The organism is Marilutibacter penaei, assembly GCF_014145395.1.
Taxonomy (GTDB): Bacteria; Pseudomonadota; Gammaproteobacteria; order Xanthomonadales; family Xanthomonadaceae; genus Marilutibacter; species Marilutibacter penaei.
This window is the reverse complement of record NZ_JACHTE010000007.1, coordinates 202555-224881: the sequence shown is the minus strand read 5'-3', so window position 1 is coordinate 224881 and position 22327 is coordinate 202555. Positions and strand designations below refer to the sequence as shown.

The 22327-nt window shown below is 69.6% G+C and carries 17 protein-coding genes; 7 read left to right on the top strand and 10 right to left on the bottom strand.

Annotated features, from left to right (window positions below; translation table 11 throughout):
• The first annotated feature begins 128 nt into the window (after positions 1-128).
• Positions 129-1172, top strand: coding sequence for an integron integrase (locus tag H4F99_RS11455; RefSeq protein ID WP_281369252.1), 1044 nt, complete (start codon positions 129-131; stop codon positions 1170-1172).
• A 15-nt stretch (positions 1173-1187) separates the two neighbouring features.
• Here the strand turns inward: H4F99_RS11455 and mfd are convergent, their stop codons facing one another.
• Positions 1188-4697 (bottom strand): transcription-repair coupling factor, encoded by a 3510-nt coding sequence (gene mfd, locus H4F99_RS11450; protein ID WP_182669866.1) that lies wholly within the window; start codon positions 4695-4697, stop codon positions 1188-1190.
• 237 nt (positions 4698-4934) lie between these two features.
• Positions 4935-5498, bottom strand: coding sequence for a GNAT family N-acetyltransferase (locus H4F99_RS11445; protein ID WP_182669865.1), 564 nt, complete (start codon positions 5496-5498; stop codon positions 4935-4937).
• Between the two features lie 208 nt (positions 5499-5706).
• Here H4F99_RS11445 and H4F99_RS11440 point away from each other — a divergent pair, with 208 nt between their 5' ends.
• A complete protein-coding gene (locus H4F99_RS11440; protein ID WP_182669864.1) occupies positions 5707-6621 on the top strand; it encodes a cation diffusion facilitator family transporter in 915 nt (304 codons plus the stop codon).
• Between the two features lie 3 nt (positions 6622-6624).
• Here the strand turns inward: H4F99_RS11440 and H4F99_RS11435 are convergent, their stop codons facing one another.
• On the bottom strand, positions 6625-7482 hold the full coding sequence (locus tag H4F99_RS11435; RefSeq protein WP_182669863.1) for a 23S rRNA (adenine(2030)-N(6))-methyltransferase RlmJ: 858 nt from the start codon (positions 7480-7482) through the stop codon (positions 6625-6627).
• A gap of 105 nt (positions 7483-7587) precedes the next feature.
• Between H4F99_RS11435 and creB the strand changes: the two genes are divergently transcribed.
• From creB to H4F99_RS11410, 5 genes are all read left to right on the top strand, one after another.
• Entirely contained in the window at positions 7588-8268 is a 681-nt protein-coding gene (gene creB, locus H4F99_RS11430) for a two-component system response regulator CreB (protein ID WP_182669862.1), read from the top strand.
• 9 nt (positions 8269-8277) lie between these two features.
• Positions 8278-9729, top strand: a complete 1452-nt coding sequence (creC, locus tag H4F99_RS11425; RefSeq protein WP_182669861.1) for a two-component system sensor histidine kinase CreC — start codon at positions 8278-8280, stop codon at positions 9727-9729.
• A 96-nt stretch (positions 9730-9825) separates the two neighbouring features.
• Positions 9826-11184 carry a cell envelope integrity protein CreD gene (creD, locus tag H4F99_RS11420; RefSeq protein ID WP_182669860.1) on the top strand — a complete coding sequence of 453 codons (1359 nt, stop codon included), beginning with the start codon at positions 9826-9828 and terminating at the stop codon, positions 11182-11184.
• Positions 11185-11297: 113 nt separating this feature from the next.
• Positions 11298-11909: a GNAT family N-acetyltransferase gene (locus H4F99_RS11415; protein ID WP_182669859.1), complete on the top strand. Its 612-nt coding sequence runs from the start codon at positions 11298-11300 to the stop codon at positions 11907-11909.
• The gene (locus H4F99_RS11410; RefSeq protein ID WP_182669858.1) at positions 11909-12838 is read left to right on the top strand and encodes a carbon-nitrogen hydrolase family protein; all 930 of its coding nucleotides are present in this window, start codon (positions 11909-11911) and stop codon (positions 12836-12838) included. The genes H4F99_RS11415 and H4F99_RS11410 overlap by 1 nt, the downstream gene beginning before the upstream one ends.
• On the opposite strand, the gene H4F99_RS11405 is transcribed toward H4F99_RS11410, so the two are convergent.
• From H4F99_RS11405 to H4F99_RS11375, 7 genes are all read right to left on the bottom strand, one after another.
• Positions 12825-13388 (bottom strand): phosphatase PAP2 family protein, encoded by a 564-nt coding sequence (locus H4F99_RS11405; RefSeq protein ID WP_182669857.1) that lies wholly within the window; start codon positions 13386-13388, stop codon positions 12825-12827. The genes H4F99_RS11410 and H4F99_RS11405 overlap by 14 nt on opposite strands.
• An 11-nt stretch (positions 13389-13399) precedes the next feature.
• Positions 13400-14551, bottom strand: a complete 1152-nt coding sequence (locus H4F99_RS11400) for a glycosyltransferase family 4 protein (RefSeq protein WP_182669856.1) — start codon at positions 14549-14551, stop codon at positions 13400-13402.
• Between the two features lie 90 nt (positions 14552-14641).
• Positions 14642-16171, bottom strand: coding sequence for an exopolyphosphatase (ppx, locus tag H4F99_RS11395; RefSeq protein WP_182669855.1), 1530 nt, complete (start codon positions 16169-16171; stop codon positions 14642-14644).
• Positions 16172-16185: 14 nt separating this feature from the next.
• The gene (ppk1, locus tag H4F99_RS11390) at positions 16186-18270 is read right to left on the bottom strand and encodes a polyphosphate kinase 1 (protein ID WP_182669854.1); all 2085 of its coding nucleotides are present in this window, start codon (positions 18268-18270) and stop codon (positions 16186-16188) included.
• Positions 18267-19610: a phosphate regulon sensor histidine kinase PhoR gene (gene phoR, locus H4F99_RS11385; protein WP_182669853.1), complete on the bottom strand. Its 1344-nt coding sequence runs from the start codon at positions 19608-19610 to the stop codon at positions 18267-18269. Before phoR ends, ppk1 begins: the two co-directional genes overlap by 4 nt.
• A 78-nt stretch (positions 19611-19688) precedes the next feature.
• Entirely contained in the window at positions 19689-20384 is a 696-nt protein-coding gene (gene phoB, locus H4F99_RS11380; protein ID WP_182669852.1) for a phosphate regulon transcriptional regulator PhoB, read from the bottom strand.
• Positions 20385-20608: 224 nt separating this feature from the next.
• Positions 20609-22291, bottom strand: a complete 1683-nt coding sequence (locus H4F99_RS11375) for a M48 family metalloprotease (protein ID WP_182669851.1) — start codon at positions 22289-22291, stop codon at positions 20609-20611.
• Positions 22292-22327: the final 36 nt, after the last annotated feature.

Below are 22327 nucleotides of genomic sequence, written 5' to 3'. Positions count from 1 at the left end.
GAAGGGAAGAGGTGCTATCTCGCGTGGAACCCCCGTCAGAGGGGGGTGACGAGGATCAGCAGAAAGGCAAAAGGCGACAGCGGGCGAAACGGACCTATCGGAACGTCGGACCGGGCAAGCCGCTACGCCTGCTGGACCAGGTGCGCGCGCGGTGCCGGGTGGCGCATTACAGCATCCGGACGGAGCGGGCGTACGTGGACTGGATCCGGCGCTTCATCGTAGCGAACGGGACGCGGCATCCGCGGGAGATGGGCAAGCGGGAGGTCGAGGCGTTCCTGACGCAGTTGGCGACGAAGGGGCAGGTGGCGGCCAGCACGCAGAACCAGGCGCTGTCGGCGTTGCTGTTCCTGTACCGCCAGGTGCTGGACATGGAACTGGAGTGGATGGACTCGGTGGTGCGGGCGAAGCGGCCGGCGCGCTTGCCGGTCGTGCTGTCGCGCGATGAGGTGGGGCGCCTGCTGGCAATGCTGGACGGGCAGAAGTGGCTGATGGCGGCGTTGATGTACGGGACGGGGATGCGGCTGATGGAGTGCCACCGGCTTCGGGTCAAGGATGTGGACTTCGACTGCAACGAGATCTGCGTGCGCGACGGCAAGGGTGGGAAGGACCGCAAGGTGCCGCTGCCGAAGGCGCTGAAGGACGACCTGCGGCGACAGCGTGAGCGGGTCGAGGTGGTGCATGCGCAGGACCGTCGCGACGGCGTGGCCGGTGTCCACCTTCCGCATGCGCTGGAGCGGAAGTACCCGAACGCGGGCGTGACGCTGGGCTGGCAGTACCTGTTCCCCGCGCCGCGGCTGTCGGAGGACCCGCGCACGAAGCTGCGCCGGCGCCACCATGTGGACGAGGCGGTGCTGCAGCGGGCGGTCAAGGCCGCGCGGGAGAAGGCCGGCATCATCAAGCCGGCGACCTGCCACACGCTGCGGCACTCGTTCGCGACGCATCTGCTCGATGCGGGGCAGGACATCCGCACGGTGCAGGAGTTGATGGGGCACAAGGACGTGACGACGACGCAGGTGTACACGCACGTGCTGGGGCGCGGGGCGGGGGCGGTGCTGAGCCCGCTCGACCGCCCGGGGGTGGCGGAACCGAGGCCGGTTTACGGCATGCGTGGATGGCTGGAGCGGTGGTTGGCCCCGTTGCGGCTCGGCCGCCGCGGGGCCTTGGAAGCCTGACCGGAGGAACCGCCCTCAGCCGCCCTTGCCGAGCATCAGCAGCAGGCCCCGGGCGGCGGCGACGCGCGCGGGGGCATCGGGCAGGTCGAGGGTCAGGCGGAGCTTGTCCGGGCCGTCCATCCGGTAGAGCTTCGGCTGGCCCTGGATCAGCTGGATGATCGCCATCGGGTCGACATTGGGCTTGTCGACGAACTGCAGGCGTCCCCCGTTCTCGCCGAGGTCGAGCTTGCGGATACCCAGCGCGGTGGCATCGAGCTTGAGTTCAGCGATGGCGAACAGGTGCTTGGCCGGGTCCGGCAGCAGTCCGAAGCGGTCGATCATCTCCACCTGCAGTTCGCGCAGGGCGTCCTTGTCGCGCGCGCCGCTGATGCGCTTGTACAGCGTCAGGCGGGTATGCACGTCGGGCAGGTAGTCCTCGGGGATGAGGGCGGGGATGTGCAGTTCGACCTCCGCGCCGCGTGCCTCTTCGGAATCGACGTCGGGCAGCTTGCCCTGGCGGATCGAGCGCACTGCGCGTTCGAGCAGCTCGGTGTAGAGGCTGAAGCCGACCTCGGCCATCTGCCCGCTCTGGTCCTCGCCGAGCAGCTCGCCGGCGCCGCGGATCTCGAGGTCGTGGGTGGCCAGTGTGAATCCGGCGCCGAGTTCGTCCATCGAGGCGATTGCCTCGAGCCGGCGCTCCGCATCCGGGGTGATCGAGCGCCGGTCCGGGGTCAGCAGGTACGCGTAGGCCCGGTGGTGCGAGCGGCCGACGCGGCCGCGCAGCTGGTGCAGCTGGGCCAGGCCGAACTTGTCGGCACGGTGGATGATGATCGTGTTGGCATTGGGGATGTCGATGCCGGACTCGATGATGGTCGAGCACAGCAGCACGTTGAAGCGCTGTTTGTGGAAGTCGAGCATCACCCGTTCCAGCTCGCGCTCCGGCATCTGGCCGTGGGCGATGCCGATGCGCGCCTCGGGCACCAGTTCCTGCAGCTGGCGCTGCATGCGGCCGATGGTCTCGACGTCGTTGTGCAGGAAGTACACCTGGCCACCACGCGACAGCTCGCGCTGGAAGGCCTCGCGCAGCTGGGCGTCGTCCCAGGGCACGACGAAGGTTTGCACCGCGATCCGATGCTCCGGCGGCGTGGCGATGATGCTGAGGTCACGCAGGCCGGCCATCGCCATGTTGAGCGTGCGGGGGATCGGCGTCGCGGTCAGGGTCAGCAGGTGCACGTTGGCGCGCAGGGCCTTCAGCGCTTCCTTCTGGCGGACGCCGAAGCGCTGCTCCTCGTCGACGATCACCAGGCCCAGGTCCTTGAAGCGCACGTCTTTCTGCAGCAGGCGGTGGGTGCCGACGATCACGTCGATCGTGCCCTCCGCGAGTTTGTCTAGCTCGGCCTTGATCTCCTTGGCGGTCTTGAAGCGCGACAGCACCTCGACGCGCAGCGGCCAGTCGGCGAAGCGGTCGCGGAAATTGCGGTAGTGCTGTTCGGCCAGCAGGGTCGTCGGGACCAGCAGGGCGACCTGGCGGCCGCCGCTGGCGGCGACGAAGGCCGCGCGCACGGCGACTTCGGTCTTGCCGAAGCCGACGTCGCCGCAGACCACGCGGTCCATCGGCTGGCTCGAACCGAGGTCGCGGATGACCGCTTCGATCGCCGCGTGCTGATCCGGGGTTTCCTCGAACGGGAAGGCTGCGGCGAAGGGTTCGTACATGGTGCGGTCGACGTCGATGGCAAGGCCGGCGCGTGCCTGCCGCTTGGCCTGGATCTCCAGCAGTTCGGCGGCGACGTCGCGGACCTTCTCGGCGGCCTTGCGCTTGGCCTTGCTCCATTGTTCGCCGCCCAGAGAATGCAGCGGCGCGGTGTCCTCGGAGGCGCCGGAGTAGCGGTTGATCAGGTGCAGCTGCGCGACCGGCACGTACAGGCGATCGCCCTTGGCGTACTCGATGTCGAGGTACTCGCCGGGCTCGCCGCCGGCTTCCAGCACGATCAGGCCGCGGTAGCGGCCGACGCCGTGGTCCTCGTGAACGATGGGTGCACCTTCGCGAAGCTCGCCGAGGTCGCGGATGATCGCCTCGGGTTCGCGGCCGGCGCGCTTGCGGCGGCGCGGCTGGCCGGCGCGCTCGGGGAACAGCTGGCGTTCGGTCAGGACGGTGAGGGTGGGCGCATCGAGGGCGAAGCCGTCATCCAGCGGCGTGACGGCGATGGCGAAGCGTGCGTCGCCATCGCGGAATGCGGGCCAGTCCGGGAGTACGTCGGGCTTGAGTGCGGCAGGCTCCAGCAGTTCGAGGAGGGCCTCGCGACGGCCGGCCGAATCGGCGGCGATCAGCACGCGGCCCGGGTAGCTGGCGAGGAACGATTTCAGCGCCTCGGACGGTGCGTGGTCGCGTTGGGCAATCGGCAGGGCGGGTGCGGGCTGGTCGCCCAGCGGCGACGCGCGTTCCACCTGGGCGTGCGCCGCGCCGCAGACTTCGACGCGGTTGCCTGCATTGAGCCGTTCGCGCAGGCCATCGGGCGCCAGGTACAGCTCGACGGGCGGCAGGACCGGACGTTCGATGTCATGCCGGCGCTGCTCGTATCGTTCACCGGTCTGCTTCCAGAACGCATCGGCGGCGTCGTTCACGCCCTCGCCGATGATCGGCAACGCGCCCTCGACCAGGTAGTCGAACAGGGTCGCCGTGGTGGCCGGCGGGTCCCCGGCGCGGGCGCGGCTGCCGGCTTCGAAGAACAGGGGCAAGTAGTACTCGATGCCGCCCGGGGCGACGCCCGCCTTGAGGTCCTGGTAGAGCGCGCTGGCGCGGGTATCAAGGTCGAAGCGCTCGCGCAGGCTGTCGAGGACGCGCTTGAGGGTGGCGTCGTCCAGCGGCAGTTCGCGGCCGGGCAGCATGCGCACCGCCTCGATGCGGTCGAGCGAGCGCTGCGACTCGGGGTCGAAGCCGCGGATGGTGTCGATCTCGTCGTCCAGAAGTTCGACGCGGAAGGGCTGGTCAGCGCCCATCGGATAGACGTCGAGCAGGCCGCCGCGCACGGCGAAGTCGCCCGGGTCGAGCACCTGCGGCACGTGGCGGTAGCCGGCGGATTCGAGCCGGCGCTTCTCGGCGTCGAGGTCGAGGCGCTGGCCGACGGCGATGTCGAAGCTGCCGCCGATCACATGGCGCTTTGGCGCCAGCCGCTGCATCAACGTCTGCACCGGCACCACGACGATGCCGCGTTCCAGCGACGGCAGCCGGTGCAGGGCGGCCAGGCGCTGGCTGACGATGTCCGGGTGCGGGCTGAAGACGTCGTAGGGCAGGGTCTCCCAGTCCGGGAACGGCAGCACCGGCACCGCAACCTGGCCGGTGGCCAGCGTCCTCAGGTCGGACTCCAGCTGGTGGGCGGCGTGGTTGTCGCGCACCACCGCCAGCACGGGGCCGTCGTGGACTCGAGCGGCCTGCAGGATGTGCCAGGCCAGCGCGGAGCCGGACGGCGGGGCGCGCCACCAGGCGCGCGACTGGCCGGCGCGCGGCAGGGGCGGGGACGGGACGTGGGAGGGATCGGATCGGGTCATCGGCGGCACGGAACGACGGCAGCGCCAGATACCCGGGTAGCCGGCGCGGAAGGGGCGTGCATTCTACCGTGGAGGCCCTGCCAACCCCTGGCAGCAGTGCGTGACAGGGTGAGGCGGGAGCATCTCGCGCCTGGGCTGGCGCCCACCGGCCGCCCAGCACCGCCGCCCACGCGCCGTCCGGCCCGGATGGGCCGAGCGGGAACGGCAGCAACGCCTGCCCCTAAGGCCGAGCGAGGCTCAGGACGCCACCTGCAAAGGCGGTGGGCTGAGGTCCAGTACCACCCGCACCAGCCCCGGGGCGTCCTGCTGGCGATGCCGGACGAAGCCCAGGGATTCCGCCAGCTGCAGCATCGGCGTGTTGTGCTCGAACACGTCGCCATACAGGCGATGGATGTCCTGGCCCTTGGCCCACTTGACCAGCCGGGTCATCAGGTAGCGTCCGAGGCCCATGTGGGCGATGTAATGGCTGACGAGGATGGCGAACTCGGCGTCCCGGCCGTCCGGGTCGATCGCGATGCGCGCAACCGCGCCCACCAGCGCCTCCCCCGGCGGGAGGGGCTCCGCGGCCACGAGCGCGAATTCGGTCTTGGGGTTGATCCGCGCCAGTCGCTCGGCGGCCTCCGGCGACAGCTCCTTCATCGAGTGCAGGAAGCGCTGCCGGACTTCTTCCGGCTGCAACAGACCGAAGGCGGCGCGGATCGGACCGGCATCTTCCGGCCGGATCGGCCGGATCAGCACTTCGCGCCCATTGGGCAGGCGCTGGATCTCGTGCCAGGGCGGGAGGCGGTCACGCGCGGCCATGGGGCGATCCTGACACAGGGGGTGTGGACGGCGTCTTCATCTGGCGATCACCTCGATGACGGGCGGAGGAGGGTCCGCGGACCCTTTCGGCGGAGAACGCATTGATCGCGGGCAACCGGCCGCGGGAGCCCCCTGCCTCCCCTTCGCGACGCAGCCGTCGCACCGCACGGTGCTAGACTCGCGCAGCCCCAATCAATGGAACGTGAGCATGGCCGGTGGTGGTGATTCGACGCGCGCGATCTTCTTCGCGCTGGGTGCCAACTTCGCGCTCGCCTGCGCCAAGGGCGTGGCGGCGTTCTTCACCGGCTCGGGCGCGATGCTGGCCGAAACCGTCCATTCGATGGCGGATTGCGGCAACCAGGGCCTGCTCCTGCTGGGCATGAAACAGGCGAAGAAGCCTGCTTCGCCGGAATATCCGCTGGGCTACGGGAAGGCCATCTACTTCTGGTCCTTCCTGGTGGCGGTGATGCTGTTCACCGTCGGCGGCATGTTCTCGCTGTACGAGGGCATCCACAAGCTGCAGCACCCCGAAGAGCTGAGGGCCTGGTGGTGGGCGGTGGGCGTGCTGGTGTTCGGCATCATCGTCGAAGGCATCTCGATGCGGGCGTGCATGCAGGAGGTCAACAAGTCGCGTGGTGACCGCGGCATCTGGCAGTGGTTCCGCGAGAGCCGCCAGAGCGAGCTGGTGGTGATCTTCGGCGAGGACCTCGCCGCCCTGCTGGGCCTGGTGTTCGCGCTGGTCGCGGTGATCCTGGCGGTGGTGACCGGCAACCCGATGTGGGATGCGATCGGCACCATCGGCATCGGCGTGCTGCTGATCGTCATCGCCGTACTGGTGGCGGTGGAGGTCAAGGCGATGCTGATCGGGCAGAGCGTCGATCCGCTGCGCCAGCGGCAGATCCGCGAGTTCCTCGACAACCGTCCCGAGATCGCCCGGGTCATCAGCCTGATCACCCTGCAGCTCGGCAACGAGATGCTGGTGTCGGTGCAGGCGCGGATGAAGGAGGGCGTCGACGCCACGGCGCTGGTGGAGCAGATCAACGTCGTCGAGCGTGCAATGAAGCAGGCCTTCCCCGAGGTGCGCTGGAGCTTCTTCGAGCCGGACATCAAGGCCGGCAACTGAGCTTCAGGCCGGCGCCTTCAGCCACTCCAGGTGCCACGAGGCACCTGCTTCGCCGAGGCCCTTTGCCAGCGCGGGCAGGGCTTCGCGCAGGGGTTCGTCGAACTTCCACGGGGCGTTGAGGACCAGCATGCCGCTGCCGTTCATGCGCAGCGGCGAGTCATCGGGCCGGACCATCAGTTCGGCGACCAGGATCGAGCGGGCGTCCAGTGCCCGGGCGCGGCGCAGGAACGGGCGCAACAGGCGCCGCTGCTTGATCGGATACCACAGCATCTGTATGCCCTGCGGCCAGCGCTGCAGCGCATCGCGCAGTGCGGCGAGGGCGGCGTCGAACTCGGCGAGCTGGGCCTCGTAGGGCGGGTCGACCAGGACCAGGCCCCGGCCGAAGCGGGTCTCGCCGATACGGGGCGGCAACAGGGCCTTCAGCGCGGCGTAGCCGTCGCGCGCATGCACGGCGACCCGGCGGTCGTCGGCGAAGACGGCCTTGAGCGCGCGGGCCTCTTCCGGCTGCAGCTCGCAGGCCGCGATGCGGTCCTGCTCGCGCAACGCGTGGGCCAGCAGCCAGGGGGAGCCGGGGTAGGCATCGGGGCCCTGCGCCATCCGGCAGGCCTGCACCGCCTGCAGGTAGCGCTCGACCGGCGCGCACTGGCGGGCCACGTCGGCCAGGCGCCCGATCCCGCCTTCGGCCTCGCCGGTGCGTCTGGACGCTTCGGCGTCCAAACGGTACAGGCCCCGGCCGGCATGGGTGTCGACCGCGAACACCGGCGTGGGCTTGGCCAGCAGCGCATCGCAGGCCGCGAGCAGCACGACATGCTTGATGACGTCGGCGTGGTTGCCGGCATGGAAGGCGTGGCGGTAGTTCATCGATGCGTGGGCCTGTGGGACGGGGTGATCGACGCGCGCTGCTCGCGGCGGGCGTGCCGACCGGCTAGATTGTCGCGCATCACCGACGTTCGCTGCCGATTCCCGATGACGCGCATCCTGCTGGTCGAAGACGAAACCGACATCGCCGAGACCGTCCGCTATGCCCTGCAGGCCGCCGGGTTCGAGGTCGACCACGCGCCTACGGGTGGCGACGCGGAGCGCCTGGCTGTCGGAGGGCGGCATGGCCTGGCCATCCTCGACATCGGACTGCCGGACACCAGCGGACTCGACCTGTGCCGCCGCCTGCGTCGCCATCGCGACCTCCCGGTGATCTTCCTGACCGCGCAGGGCGGCGAGATCGACCGCATCCTCGGGCTTGAGCTGGGCGCCGACGATTACGTCACCAAGCCGTTCTCGCCGCGCGAGCTGGTGGCGCGCGTCCGGGTGGTGCTGCGGCGGGAACAGCGCGGGAGCGACGCGCCGCTGCGACGGGCGGGCGAGTTCGAACACGACGCCGAGGGCCATCGCATCCGCTTTCGCGGCCAGCCGCTGGACTTGACCCGCTACGAATACGGCCTGCTCGCGGCGCTGTTGCAACGGCCGGGTGCGGTGCTGTCGCGCGCCCAGTTGATGGACCGGGTGTGGGGCGATGCGCTGGAAAGCGGTGATCGCACGGTCGACACTCACGTCAAGACGCTGCGTGCGAAGCTGCGCGAGGTGGCGGCCGACATCGACCCGATCCGCACCCACCGTGGCCTGGGCTACTCGCTGGACAGCGAAGGCTGAGGGCGCGCCGTGCGGATCGGGCTGCGCATCTTCCTCGGCTACTTCGTGATCGTCGCGCTGACCGGCGTGCTGCTGGCACGGGTCTTCCTGGCTGAGGTCAAGCCGGGTGTCCGCCAGGCGATGGAGGACACCCTGGTCGATACCGCCAACGTGCTGGCGGAGCTGGCCACCGATGATTTCCTCGCCGGCCGCATCGACGACGGTCGTTTCGCCACGCGCATCCGGGCGCTGGGCCAGCGCGACCTGGGCGCCGAGATCTGGGGCTTCGGCAAGCGCGCCGCGCAGTACCGCGTCTACGTGACCGATGCGGACGGCATCGTCGTGTTCGATTCCAGCGGTCGCGACCTGGGGCGCGACTACTCGCGCTGGAACGATGTCTACCTGACCCTGCGCGGCCGCTATGGGGCGCGCTCCAGCCCGGAGCGCCCGGACGACCCGGGTTCGACGGTCATGCATGTCGCGGCGCCCATCCTCGATGCCAACGGTCGCATCGTCGGCTCGCTGACCGTGGCCAAGCCAAACCGGGCGCTGGCGCCTTTCATCGCGCGCAGCCAGGGGACGGTCCTGCGTTGGGGGCTGGTGCTGCTCGGGGTGGCCCTGGCGGTGGGACTGGGGGCGGCCTGGTGGTTGTCGCGCCAGGTGCACCGGCTCCAGGCCTACGCCCAGGCGGTCACGCGCGGGGAGCGCGCGATGCCGCCGCCGGTCAGCGGTGAGTTCGGCGCGCTGGGCGAGGCACTGGAGACGATGCGCGCGCGACTGGAGGGCAAGCAGTACGTGGAGCAGTACGTCCATGCCCTGACCCACGAGATGAAGAGCCCGCTGGCGGCGATCCGGGGAAGCGCGGAACTGCTCGAGGGCGATGCCGACGCCGTGCCGATGGGCGAAGCGGATCGCGTGCGTTTCGCAGCACGCATCCGTCGCCAGAGCGAGCGCCTGGCGCAGATGATCGACAAGCTGCTGGCGCTGGCGGCGGTGGAGCATCGCCAGCGCCTCGATGATCCACGACCGGTGGACGTGGTGCGGCTGCTGGACGACGTCCTGGAGCTGGCGCGGCCGGGGCTGGAGGCTGCCGGCCTGGACGCCACGGTGGACGCGCCTGCCTCGGTGATCGTGGAGGGCGACGCGTTCCTGCTGCGCCAGGCGCTGCTGAACCTCGTCGAGAACGCGACGGACTTCGCGCCTGCGGGCAGCGCGCTGGCGCTGGTGGTGTGCCCGCATGAAGGCGGGTGTCGCATCGAGGTTCGTGACCGCGGCACGGGCGTTCCGGCGTATGCACTGGGGCGCGCGTTCGAACGCTTCTACTCGCTGGCGCGCCCCGGTGGCGGCAGCCGGAGCAGCGGACTGGGCCTGGCCTTCGTGGCGGAGGTCGCCGCCCTGCACGGCGGGCGGGCGTCGCTGGCCAATCGCGAAGGCGGGGGCGCCGTCGCGAGCATGTGGCTGCCGCTGCGGGCCGGCGCCTGAGCCCGGCGATCGACTTCACCGTCGCTTCACCGTCCCGACGTCGTGGCCACCCCGGCGGCCCGGATCCTGCACGCATCGCAACCCTGGGAGACGACGATGCGACTGTGGATGAAGATCCTGCTGGTCGCGGGCATGACGCTCGCGATCCTGGTGCCGCTGACGATGATCCGCGGCGTGATCAATGAGCGCCAGACCCACCGGATGGAAGCCGTGCAGGAGGTCGCGCAAAGCTATGCCGGGGCGCAGGCGTTCGCGGGACCGGTGCTGGTGGTGCCCTACAGCGAGCGCACTTGGGTCGAGGAGAAAGGCGAGGACGGCGTGGTCCGGGAGGTCGAACGCTGGCAGGACCGACGCTGGGTGTTCTTCCCCGAGACGCTTGAGCTCAGCGGGCCGCTGAAGCCGGATACCCGGCGTCTGGGCCTGCATGAGGTCCGGGTCTACGAATGGGACGGCGTGGCGGAGGCGCGGTTTGATGCCCCCATCCCCGCAACGCCGGAAGGGGATGCCCGCAGGATAGGCAAGCCCTGGCTCAGCTACGGCATTGCGGACGTCCGCGGGCTTGGGGGCCAGCCATCGGTGACCCTGGACGGCCGCACCGTGGCGGTCGAGGAAGGGTTGGGCAGCCGCAATGGCAACGGGATCCACGTGCGGCTGGATGCGCCACTGCCCGGTGCACGGCTGGCGTTCGAAAGCCGGATGGCTTTCCTGCTCGCGGGCACCGAGTCGCTCTCGCTCGCGCCCCTCGGGAAGCAGAATGATTTTTCGATCGCGTCCGGCTGGCCGCATCCCCGCTTCGGCGGCAGCTTCCTGCCGCGGGGGCGGGACGTGCGGCCCGATGGCTTCACCGCACGCTGGCAGGTGGCGTCGGTCGCGACCGCGGCGCAGCGCCAGTACCTCGACGGCGCGTCGCTCCCGGGCGAGCCGACCCGCGACCCCCATGGCGATGCGCGGGGGACGCTCGACGTGGTGCAGGTTTCGCTGGTGGATCCGGTCAATGTCTATTCCAAGGCGGACCGCGCGACCAAGTACGGACTCCTGTTCGTGCTGCTCACCTTCGTGGGCTTCTTCGTCTTCGAACTGGTCAAGCACTTGCCGATCCACCCGATCCAGTACGGCCTGGTCGGACTCGCACTCGCGATCTTCTTCCTGCTGCTGGTCAGTCTCAGCGAGCACATTGCCTTTGGCTGGGCCTACCTTGCGGCCAGCGTGGCCTGCCTGGGGCTGATCGGTTTCTACCTGGCGGCGGTGCTGCGCAGCGCATGGCGCGGCTGGGGCTTCGCGGCCATGCTGGGCCTGCTCTACGCCGCCCTGTATGGCCTGCTGGTGTCGGAAGACAACGCGCTGGTGCTGGGCTCGGGCCTGCTGTTCGTGGTGCTGGCCGCACTGATGACGGTGACGCGCAAGGTGGACTGGTACCAGTTGGCCCGGGGCGGGCAGGCCGCGCCGCACGCCTGAGCCACCGGTCCCGGAGACGCGTGACCCGCGTTTCCGGGACCGTGGTGCATGGCCGGTCGAGACCGGCGTCCCAACGGTCGTTGGACCTGCGTCACGGGATCTAGAATCGCCGGATGGAGACTCCCACGCGTCGCATCGACCTCCGGCTCGTATCCGGACAGGCCATCCAGTCCCATGTCGTGGACCTGGCGAAGTTGCGCATCGAGGTCTTCCGCGGCTGGCCGTATGTGTACGACGGCGATGCGAAGTACGAAGCCGCCTACCTCAAGGTCTACCTGCAATCGGCGTTCAGCGTGGTCGCGTTGGCCTTCGACGAGGCGCGGGTAGTGGGCGCTTCCACGGGCTTGCCCCTGGCGGATGAAAGCGAGGCATTCAGGAAGCCCTTCGACGGCAGCGCGATCGATCCGGCAGAGGTGTTCTACTTCGGGGAGTCGGTCCTGCTGCCCGCCTATCGCGGGCGCGGCGTGGGCCACCGCTTCTTCGACGCACGCGAAGCGCACGCGCGCTCACTGGGCGGCTTCCGCTGGACGGCGTTCTGTGCTGTCCAACGGTCCGACGACGACCCGCGGAGGCCCCCCTTCCATCGTGGCCACGAGGCATTCTGGCGCAAGCGCGGCTACCAGCCGCGGCCCGATCTGCAGGTCCGCCTGCCATGGAACGAGGTGGACCTCGGCGAGATGGACCACGTGTTGACGTACTGGATGCGGCCGATGGAGCGCGTCTGATGCCCCGGGCTGGACGGTGGCGCGTGGCGGCCGCGAAGTACCGGATCGAGCCCCGGACGCAGGGTTTCGATTTCAAGGCGTTTGCGCGCAAGCAGGCGGAATGGCTCGGCGAAGCACGCGATGCGGGCGCAAACTGGGCGGTGCTGCCCGAGTATCTGTCGCTGGAGCTGGCGGCCTGTCACCCGCCTGCCGTCCATGCCGATCTCCAGGCCTCGCTGGAGGCCATCCAGTTGCACCACGCGGACTGGATGGCGCTGTTCGCGGGGCTCGCGCACACGCTGGACCTCCACGTGAGCGCCGGTACCTTCCTGCTCAAGCGCGGTGAGGACCGCTGGCGCAACCGGTGCTACCACTTCACGCCCGACGGTGGCGTGGCCTGGCAGGACAAACTGCAGTTGACCGCCTTCGAGAGGCGCGCCGGGACGATTGAAGCGGGCGACGCATTGAGCGTGATCCCGCTGGACGGGCTGCGTGCGGGAATTGCCGTCTGTTACGACGCGGAGTTTCCCTTGCCCGTGCGTGCGCAGCGGGAAGCGGGTGCGCGCGTGCTGGTCGTCCCCAGTTGTACCGATACCGCAGCCGGTGCCACGCGGGTGCGCGTGGGCTGCCTGGCGCGCGCGCTGGAGAACCGCTGCTTCGTGGTCCAGTCGGTTACCGCGGGTGAAGCGGCGTGGAGTCCGGCGCTGGACATGAACACCGGCGAGGCCGCGATCTATGCGCCCATGGACGTGGGCTGGCCCGCCGATGGCGTGCTGGCGGCGACTTCGGGCGGGCAGCGCTGGGCGGTGGCCGACCTCGAGGTCGATGCGCTGGACGCCGGCCGCGGGCAGGCCCAGGTCGCCAACGATCTGGACTGGCTCGCGCAGGGCCAACCGGGGCTCGAACGGGCGTCCGTCGCGTGGCCGGTCGCCACGCTCAGAACAGCGTGATCCCGGGCACCAGCCACAGCGAAAGCGTGGCAAGCGCGATCCCGATGCCGGTCGCGGCGAGGACGTCGCTCGGGTAATGCAGGCCGAGTACCACGCGCGAAAGGGCCACGCTCAACGTAAACGGAAACAGCAGCCAGGCCAGCACGGGATAGTGCGCGGTGGCGACCAGGCTGAAGGCCACCGCGTGCAGGGTATGGCCGGAAGGGAAACTGAACTCGTCCAGCGGGGCCACCAGCGCGTGGATGCGCTGGTCCGAGGCGAACGGCCGGGGCCGTCGCGTCCAGCGTTTCAGCAGCTTGTACAGCGTCAGCGCGATCAGGCCGGTCGCGGCCATGTGCGCGGAAGCCGCGACGCCGGCCCAGCCGTCCGCCATGACCAGCGCGGCCATCAGCACGTACCAGAACAGGCCGTCGCCGAGCCGGCTGATCGCGGCGAAATACCGGCAGGGCAGCGACCATCGCCCGCCCCAGCGGTTGGCGCGCAGGCACCAGCCTGAATCACCGAGCTGGGCGCCATCCAGAAGGCGTTTGTGCAGGGGCAGGCGTTGCATGGGAGGCCTCCTCATGACGGTTCGGCGGTCGCGCCGGCCGGGGCCCGGGCATTCGCCAGGCCCTCGAGCACGGCATCCAGGTCGGCGGCGACCTGTTCGGGACGAAGTGTTGCCACTGCTCGGGGACACTGGATGGCCATGTCCGCACGCAGTGCATCGTCGAGGGCGAGCGCTTGCGCCGCGGCGATGAAGGCCGCTTCATCGCCGTCCGGGACGGTACGTCCATCAAGCCCGTCGCGCAGGTGCTCGCGCGCAGCACCGTAGTCGAACGCGACGGTGGGCACGCCACTGGCCAGGGCTTCGAGGGTGACATTGCCGAAGGTCTCGCTGCGGCTCGGGAATGGGAACAGGTCGCCGCTCGCGCAATGGCGGGCCAGCGCCTCGCCCCGCTGCATGCCGCAGAACACGAAGTCGGGGTTGTCCTGCTCGATGCGCGACCGCTCCGGGCCGTCGCCGATCCAGACGAAGCGTGCGTCGGGCCGGTGCTGCTGGATCGCACGGAAACTCCGTACCGCGAGGTCGAGGTTTTTCTCCGCTGCGATCCGGCCCAGATACAGGACAGCCAGGTCCTTCTCCGCGAGCCCCCAGGCCGCGCGCAGGGCGGGGTCCCGGTGGACGGGGGAGAACCGGTTTCCATCCACGGCGCGCGGCAGGTGGACCACGTTCCTGAACCCCTTGCCGCCCAGGAAACGGGCGAGTTCGCGGGTGGGCACGAGGGTGGCATCGGCGCGATTGTGGAAATGGCGCATCCACCCGAGTGCAAGCCCGGTCAGCGCCGCTGCGCCGTAGTCGCGCATGTATTCGTCGAAGCGCGTATGCAGGCCGGTCGCAACCGGGATCCCGATCCGCCGAGCGGCGCGGACGGCCGACCAGCCGAGCGGTCCTTCCGTCGCCACGTAGAGCGCATCGGGCGTGGACTGCCGCCACAGCCGTTTCAGCCGCCGGGCGGAGGGGAAGCCCAGGCGCAGCCCCGGGTAGCGCGGAAGCGGTGCGCCTGGCACCAGGTGCTCATGGGCGGCCGCGCTGTCCTGACGCCCCTGCCGCGGACGCACCACCGTCACGGCGTGACCGCGTGCACGCAGACCGCGCTCCAGGCGTTGCACCGTCAGCGCAACGCCATTGATTTCCGGCGGATAGGTCTCGGTGACGATGGTATAACGCATGCACGCCTCCCCGGTTCCGGAAAGGGTGCGCCGCCCATGTGTAGGCGCGGTTGCGCGGGGGTGACGGGGCGATGACGCCGGACCGGCGGGTCAGGCCTCGTGGTAGCCGAAGGAAATGCCGAGGCCGCTGATGTCGCCGGACTCGCCTTCCAGGTCCGCCTGCAGCAGCGGTCGGGCTTCCAGCCAGCGACGCGGCAGCGCGAGCTCCAGGTGCGAACCCTCGGCGACCAGGTCGAGGCTCGGGACCGGATCGGCCTCGTGCGAGCGATGCAGCAGCACCGCCAGGCGCAGCAGCGCCGCACTGCGCCGCGCGGATGCCAGCAGGCGGTCGGGGAGGGCCTCGAACGCGTTCTTCGGGACCCGCCGCCGGTGGCTGCGGATCATCGCCGCCAGGAACTGCTGCTGCTGGCGCGAAAAACCGGCGATGTCGGTGTGCTCGGCGAGGTAGGCGCCGTGCACGTGGTATTGGCTGTGGGCGATCGACAAGCCGATCTCGTGCAGGCGCGCGGCATTCACCAGCATCGCGCGGTCGTCGTCGTCGAGGTGCCACGCGGCGGCCACCTGGTCGAACAGGCGCAGCGCGGTGGCCTCCACGCGCGCGGCCTGCGCCATGTCGATGCCGTAGCGTTGCATCAGCGCGTTGACGGCCGATTCGCGTGGATCGTGCTCGCCGCCTCGGCCGACCATGTCGTAGAGGACGCCCTCGCGCATCGCGGCCTTGCTGACCGCCATGCGTTGCAGGCCCAGCGCATCGAAGGCCGCCTGCATGATGAGGATGCCGCCGGCGATCACCGGACGGCGATCGCTGGACAGGCTGGGCAGGTCGATCGCATCGATGTGCCCGGCCGCCAGGAGCGCGTCGCACAGGGGCGGCAGCGCCTCGGCGGTGATCGCGCCCTTGGTCAGCTTCATGCTGCTGCAGATCTCGCCGATCGCCTTGCAGGTGCCCGATGCACCCAGTGCCTCGTCCCAGCCCAGCTCCCGGTACGCACTGGCGAACTGCTGGAACTCCGCACTGATCTCGGCCAGCGCGGCGTTCCACTTCTTGCGCGACAACTTGCCGTTTCCAAAGAAGCGACGGGTGCTCGCCACGCAGCCCACCTGCAGGCTCTCGCGTTCGATCGCCTCGAACCCGGAACCGATGATGAACTCCGTCGAACCGCCACCGATGTCCATGACCAGCCGGAGCTGGCCGGGCTTGGGACGCTGCGCATGGGCGACGCCCAGGTAGATCAGGCGGGCCTCCTCGCGCCCGGACACCACTTCGATGGCGTGGCCCAGTGCGGTTTCGGCGGGCACCAGGAAGGCCTGCGGCGCCGACAGCCGCCGGACGGTATTGGTGGCGATCGCGCGGACCCGTTGGGGGGGGATGTCGCGCAGGCGCTGGCCGAAGCGGGCGAGGCAGTCGAGCGCGCGGGCACGCACCTCGCCGGTCAGGCCGCCCTTCCCATCGAGGCCTTCGGCGAGGCGCACGGTCTCCCGCAGCCGGTCGACCACGCGCAGCTGGCCCAGCATGTAGCGGGACACGATCATGTGGAAGCTGTTGGACCCGATGTCGACCGCCGCCACCAGGTCGCCATCCTTCAAGGGCAATCGCGCCGCATGCAACAAACCGTTCATGCGGGGATTTTCGTTCATCCGCAGAGCGACGCCAACAGGAGGTTCTGCGCGGAGCGAGGCGCTTCGCCGTCCGCCGGTGCGAGCTTGAGGTAGTCGCCCTCGGGTTGAAGCGCCCAGGCGTTGAGGTTGTCGGCCAGGTAGTTCTCCAGCACTTCCTCCTTCACCCGGGCCGCGAGGTCGGGATCGAGGATCGGGAAGCAGGTCTCCACCCGGCGGAGGAGGTTGCGCTCCAGCCAGTCCGCGCTGGAGCACAGCAGGTCCGGGTGGCCGTCGTTCGCGAACCAGTACACCCGGTGGTGCTCCAGGAAACGCCCGACGATCGAACGCACCCGGATGTTCTCCGATACGCCCGGCACGCCAGGCCGAAGCGTGCAGGCGCTGCGGACGATGAGGTCCACCTGCACGCCTGCCTGCGAGGCGCGATACAGCGCCCGTACCACCTGCGCCTCGTTGAGGGCGTTCATCTTGGCGATGATGCGCGCCGGCCGGCCCGCGCGGGCGTGCTGCGTTTCGCGGTCGATCCGCTTGAGCACGCCGTCATGCAGGGTGAAGGGCGACTGCAACAGGCGCTTGAGCTTGATCGACGGGGCCAGGCCGGACAGCTGCTGGAAGATCAGGTGGACATCGTTGCCGATCTCCGGATGCGCGGTGAACAGACCCAGGTCGGTGTACAGGCGGGCCGTGCCGGAGTGGTAGTTGCCGGTGCCCATGTGGACGTAACGCCGCAGCCGGCCTTCCTCGCGGCGGACGATCAGCAGCATCTTCGCGTGGGTCTTGAAGCCCACCACCCCGTAGACGACCTGCACGCCTGCCTCCTGCAGGCGGTCGGCGAAACCGAGGTTGGCCTCCTCGTCGAAGCGCGCGCGCAGTTCGATCACGGCCGTCACGTCCTTGCCGTTGCGCGCGGCCTGCACCAGTTGTTCGACGATCGGCGAGTCCTTGCCCGAGCGGTACAGGGTCTGCTTGATCGCCAGCACGCTCGGGTCCTCGGCCGCCTGCCGCAGCAGTTCGAGCACCGGCGTGAAGGCATCGAAGGGGTGGTGCAGCAGCACGTCGCCGCGCGAGATGCGGTCGAACATGGCTTCGCTGCCCGTAAGCGGGCGCGGCTGGAAGGGCGGGAACTTCAGCTCCGGGCGCGAGACGAGGTCGTAGACCTGGATGACCCGGTTGAGGTTGACCGGGCCATTGATGCGGTAGACCGCGTTCTCGTTGAGGTCGAAGTTCTCCAGCAGGGTGCGGACGATCTCGTCCGGGCACTGCTCGGCGATTTCCAGCCGGACCGCGCGCAGGTAGCCCCGCCCGACCAGCTCGTCCTTCAGGGCGAGCGCGATGTTGTCGACCTCCTCCTCGTCGACCAGCAGCTCGGAGTTTCGGGTCACCCGGAACTGGTAGGCACCCTCGACCTGCATGCCCGGGAACAGCTCGTCGACGAACGTCGACAGTACCGCGGACAGGAACACGAAATCGTTCGGGCCGCCGGAGACGTTCTCCGGTACCTGGATGATGCGGGGCAGGGAGCGGGGCGCCCGCACGATCGCCAGGTTGCCGTCGCGGCCGAAGGCGTCTCGGCCCTTCAGCACCACGACGATGTTCAGCGACTTGTTGAGGATCTTGGGGAAGGGATGCGCAGGATCCAGGCCCAGCGGCGACAGGACCGGCATGATTTCGTCGCGGAAGTAGGCCAGCAGCCACCGCTTCTGGCGCGCGTTCCATGTCTCGCGGCCCAGCACGCGGATGCCGGCATCGGACAGGGCAGGCCGCAGGACGCTGTTCCAGCAGTCGTACTGGGCCGCCACCAGGTCCGCGGCGCGCTCGTGGATGCGCGCAAGCACGGTGGAAGGGGCCAGGCCATCGGGGGCGGGCATCAGGCCGAGGTCGCGCGCATGGCGCAGGGTGCCGGCGCGGATCTCGAAAAATTCGTCCAGGTTGGTGCAGGAGATGCACAGGTACTTCAGGCGTTCCAGCAGCGGCACGCTCTCGTCCTGGGCCTGCGCCAGCACGCGGAAGTTGAAGTCCAGCTGCGACAGCTCGCGATTGAAATACAGCGCGGGGTCGTGCAGGGACGGAAGCGTGTCGAGCGGAGCGTCGGCGGCGTTCATGCGAGATCTTCGGAGTGTTCGGCCGGCACGGAGGAGGTGCGGCGTGATCGCACGCGCGCGGCGACGAAGTGGCAGGCGAAGGTGCTGCCCTGGCCCACGTCGCTGGTGATCTCCAGCCGGGCCTGGTGCAGCTGGAGGACGTGCTTCACGATGGCAAGGCCGAGGCCGGTGCCGCCGCTTTCGCGGGAGCGGCTGGTGGAGACGCGGTAGAAGCGCTCGGTCAGCCGCGGCAGGTGCTGCGCGGGGATGCCGTAGCCACTGTCGATGACCGACAGCGCCGCGCCGCCGTCCGGGTCGGGCGTGAGGGCGATGCGGATATGGCCGCCCGCGGGGGTGTAGCGGATCGCGTTGCTGACCAGGTTCGAGAAGGCGCTGTGCAGTTCCTTGCCCGAGCCGATCAGGTCGACGCCGGCCGTGTCCTCGATCGAGACATGGTGCTTGTCCTGGCTCAGCGCGAGGGCCTCGCGGCGCAGCGTGTTGAGCATCGAAGCCATCGAGATGTGCTCCTCGGTGGCAAGCTCGTCCTGGGACTCGAGCCGCGACAGGGTGAGGAGGTCCTCGACGAGCTGGGTCATGCGATGCGACTGGCGCTGCATTTCCGACAGCATCGACGCCCATTCCGGGTGCTCGTCGGGGTCGAACATGTCCAGGTAGCCATGGATCACCGTCAGCGGCGTGCGCAACTCGTGGGACACGTTGGCCACGAAGTCACGGCGCATCTGCTCCAGCTGGAGGAGGCGGCTGACGTCGCGCGCGACCAGCAGCCACAACTGGTCCGAGTACGGGATCAGGCGGAGGCTGAGGGTCGCGCCGGGATTGAGCGGGGAGAATGTTTCCAGCGGCTCGGCATTGCGGCCCGCCGCCATCCAGTGCGCCAGCGGCATCGGCTGCAAACGGTGTACGAGCGAAGCGCCGATGTCGTCCGGATAGCGTAGGCCGAGCAGCCGGGTGCCGGCTTCGTTGAACCACTGGATGCGCTGGCTGTTGCGTTCCACCACGATGATCGCGTCCGGCAGGGCGGCCGCGGCGGCGCGGTAGGCGCGCAGCATCTCCATCAGGCGGCGCTTGCGCCCGCGCATCTCGGCCTGGGTACGGTAGAGCAGGCGATCCAGCTCGTTCCACACGCCGTCGCTGTTGGACGGGGCAAGCCGCTGGCGCGCGGTGAGCCGCACCAGCACCTGCCGGAGGCGCCAGTAGTGCCAGCCCAGGATGCCCAGCGCGGTGACCGTGAGGATCGGGAAGAGGCGATCGACCAGCACGCCCACGGCCGTGGCGACGGCCAGGATCAGGAACAGCAGTCCCAGCGTGCGAAGCCAGGCGGAGCGGGAGCGCGGCGGCATGGGGGCAGTGTAGTCCCTGCGCGAAAGTGTCGGTGGTAAGGAGCGGGGCGGGCATGGTGACCCGCGCCGGCCTGGCCCTCAGGCTTCCACGGAAGCCGAGAAGCGGTATCCGGAACCGCGTACGGTCTGGACCATGCCATCCAGTTCGTGCGGTTCGAGGGTCTTGCGCAGGCGACGGATATGCACGTCCACCGTGCGTTCCTCCACGTACACGCTGCCGCCCCATACGTGGTCGAGCAGCTGGGTGCGTGAGTACACGCGCTCCGGATGTGTCATGAAGAAGTGCAGGAGGCGGTACTCGGTGGGGCCGATCTGCACGGGCTGGTCGCCGGCGAATACCCGGTGCGCGGCCCCGTCGATGCGCAGGCGGCCGATCGACACGCTGCCGTCCTCGTCGTCCTCGCGCGAGCGGCGCAGGACCGCCCGGATGCGGGCCAGCAGCTCACGGGCGGAGAAAGGCTTCACCACGTAATCGTCGACACCGGCTTCGAGACCGCCCACCCGGTCGTTCTCCTCGCCCCGCGCGGTCAGCATGATGATGGGGATCTCGCGGGTCAGCGACTCCTTGCGCCAGCGCCGGGCCAGCTCGAGCCCGCTGGTGCCGGGCAGCATCCAGTCGAGCAGGATCAGGTCCGGTACGCGGTCGGCGATCGCCGATTGGGCTTCGCGTGCGTCGCCGGCGTGGACTGGCTCGTACTCGCCCTTGCGAAGGGCGAAGGACACCATGTCGCGGATGGCGGGTTCGTCTTCAACGATCAGGATGCGTTTCTGCACGCGGTCACCAGTGGGGGTCGATGCGAACCATCCCGGGGTAGGCCGGCCTGGCCAGCCCCGGGGCGACGGGCCGGCAGGCCGGTCCCGGCCCCGCCGCCCGCGGCAATGATCCGCGGACGCACCGCGCGTCCTGGATGCGCGGTGGGAGCTGAACACCAGCTCACCGAAGCGGCCCCAGTAGACTACGGTTTGATGACGCGTTTGTGACAGCCCCCGCGGTGGCCTCAGTCCCGCTTGGCGTCCTCGTCGCGCACGCCTTGGCGGCGCAGTTCCAGCACGGTCGGGGTGATCGCCGCGATGCGCGATTCAATGCGCGAACGGGCGTAGTAGTCGAGATCGTCGCGTTTCTTCAGATTTTCCAGCCGGACCAGCGCAAGCTCGGCGCGGCCGTTCAGGTAAGCGGCCTCGGCGTAGGCCTCTCCCGCGCGCACCTCGTCGCCGGCGATCTCGCAGGCGCGCGCGAAGACAGCCTGGAATTCGGGGTCGTCCCCGGACCGTGCCATCAGGGGCCGGAGGATGGCCTGCGCGCGCTGCCCGGCGTCGCGGGTGCCGTATTCGGAGAGACTGCGGGCATAGGTAAGGGCCACCGCGCGGTCGCCCGGTGCATGGCGAAGCAAGGCTTCGAAGCGGTCCATGGCCTGCTCGCGACGCCCGCTGCGCGCTTCGGCCTCCGCGAGTCCCAGTGTCACCCAGGTGTCATCCGGATGGCGGGTGTGCAACGTCGCCAGCGCGTCCGCAGCGTCCCGTGCCCGGGCATTGCGGAGAAGCGCGATCGCACGACCGTACTGCTGGGCGTCCGTCAACGGGGCCACCGACGCCATCTGCTCGTATTCCCGCACGGCCGCCACCGGGGTTTCGGCGCTGAGCACGCGCATGCGTTCCTTGGCCTTCTCGTAAAGGCCCGTGCCACTGGCCGATGCCACGGACGACGTGTCGATGACCAGTCCGCCGGGAAGCAGCGGATTGGTGCTGCCGGTGCCACCGTAGCGGGGGCGGTGCGGACTCTCCTGCTGGCATACGTCGCCCGCCGCGTCCCGCACGCACACTTCCCCGGCGCCGCCCTGTTCCTTCCGGATCTGCTCGGCGCGCTGCTTGGCTTCGGTGATGCGGGTCGTGGTGACCGGGTGGGTGCGCAGGTAGTCGGGAATCTCACCCCAGTAATTTGCAGCGTTCGTCCGCGATCGGGCCTGCATCGTCGCGAAAAAGTCCGCCATTGCCACTGGGTCGTAGTCGGCCCGCGCCAGCGTGCGGATGCCGAGCCGGTCGGCCTCCTGCTCGTTGGAGCGGGTGTAGTTGATCTGCCGCTGCTGCATCAGCCCCATGGCGCTGACCATCGCGGCCTGCGCCGCGTCGTCCGCCGAATTGCCGCCCGCGGCCTGGGCCGCCGCGAGCGCGCCCAGCATCGCCAGCAGGATGGGCACCTGGTCGCGTTGCGCGCGCTCGACGCTGCGCAGCACGTGGTGCTGGGTGACGTGGGCGATCTCGTGCGAGAGCACGCCTGCCACTTCGTCCTCCCGGTCACTGGCGAGCACGAGGCCGGTGTTGACGCCAATGTAGCCGCCAAGGGTGGCGAACGCGTTGATCTGGCGCTCGCGCATCATGAAGAAGGTGAAGGGCTGGGTGGGGCGGTCGCTGTTGGTGGCCAGCCGGTTCCCCATCGCTTCGAGCCAGCTGTCGATCAAGGGGTCTTCGAGGGTGTACTCGTAGTGGCGCAACTGCGCCAGCATCATCGCGCCGTACTCCTCCTGCTGGGAGGGGCTGAGCAGTTCCCCGGCCGACGAGCCGATGTCCGGCAGGCGGCTGTCCTGGGCCGGTGCGGCTCCAGCGGCTCCGAGCATCAGGGCGGCAATGGCAAGGGAGAGGATGCTGCGCAAGCGTGGATCTCGTGAGGGCGAAAGGTCGAGCATGCGGGGCAGGATGGGCGACGGCGTGAACCGCCGGTT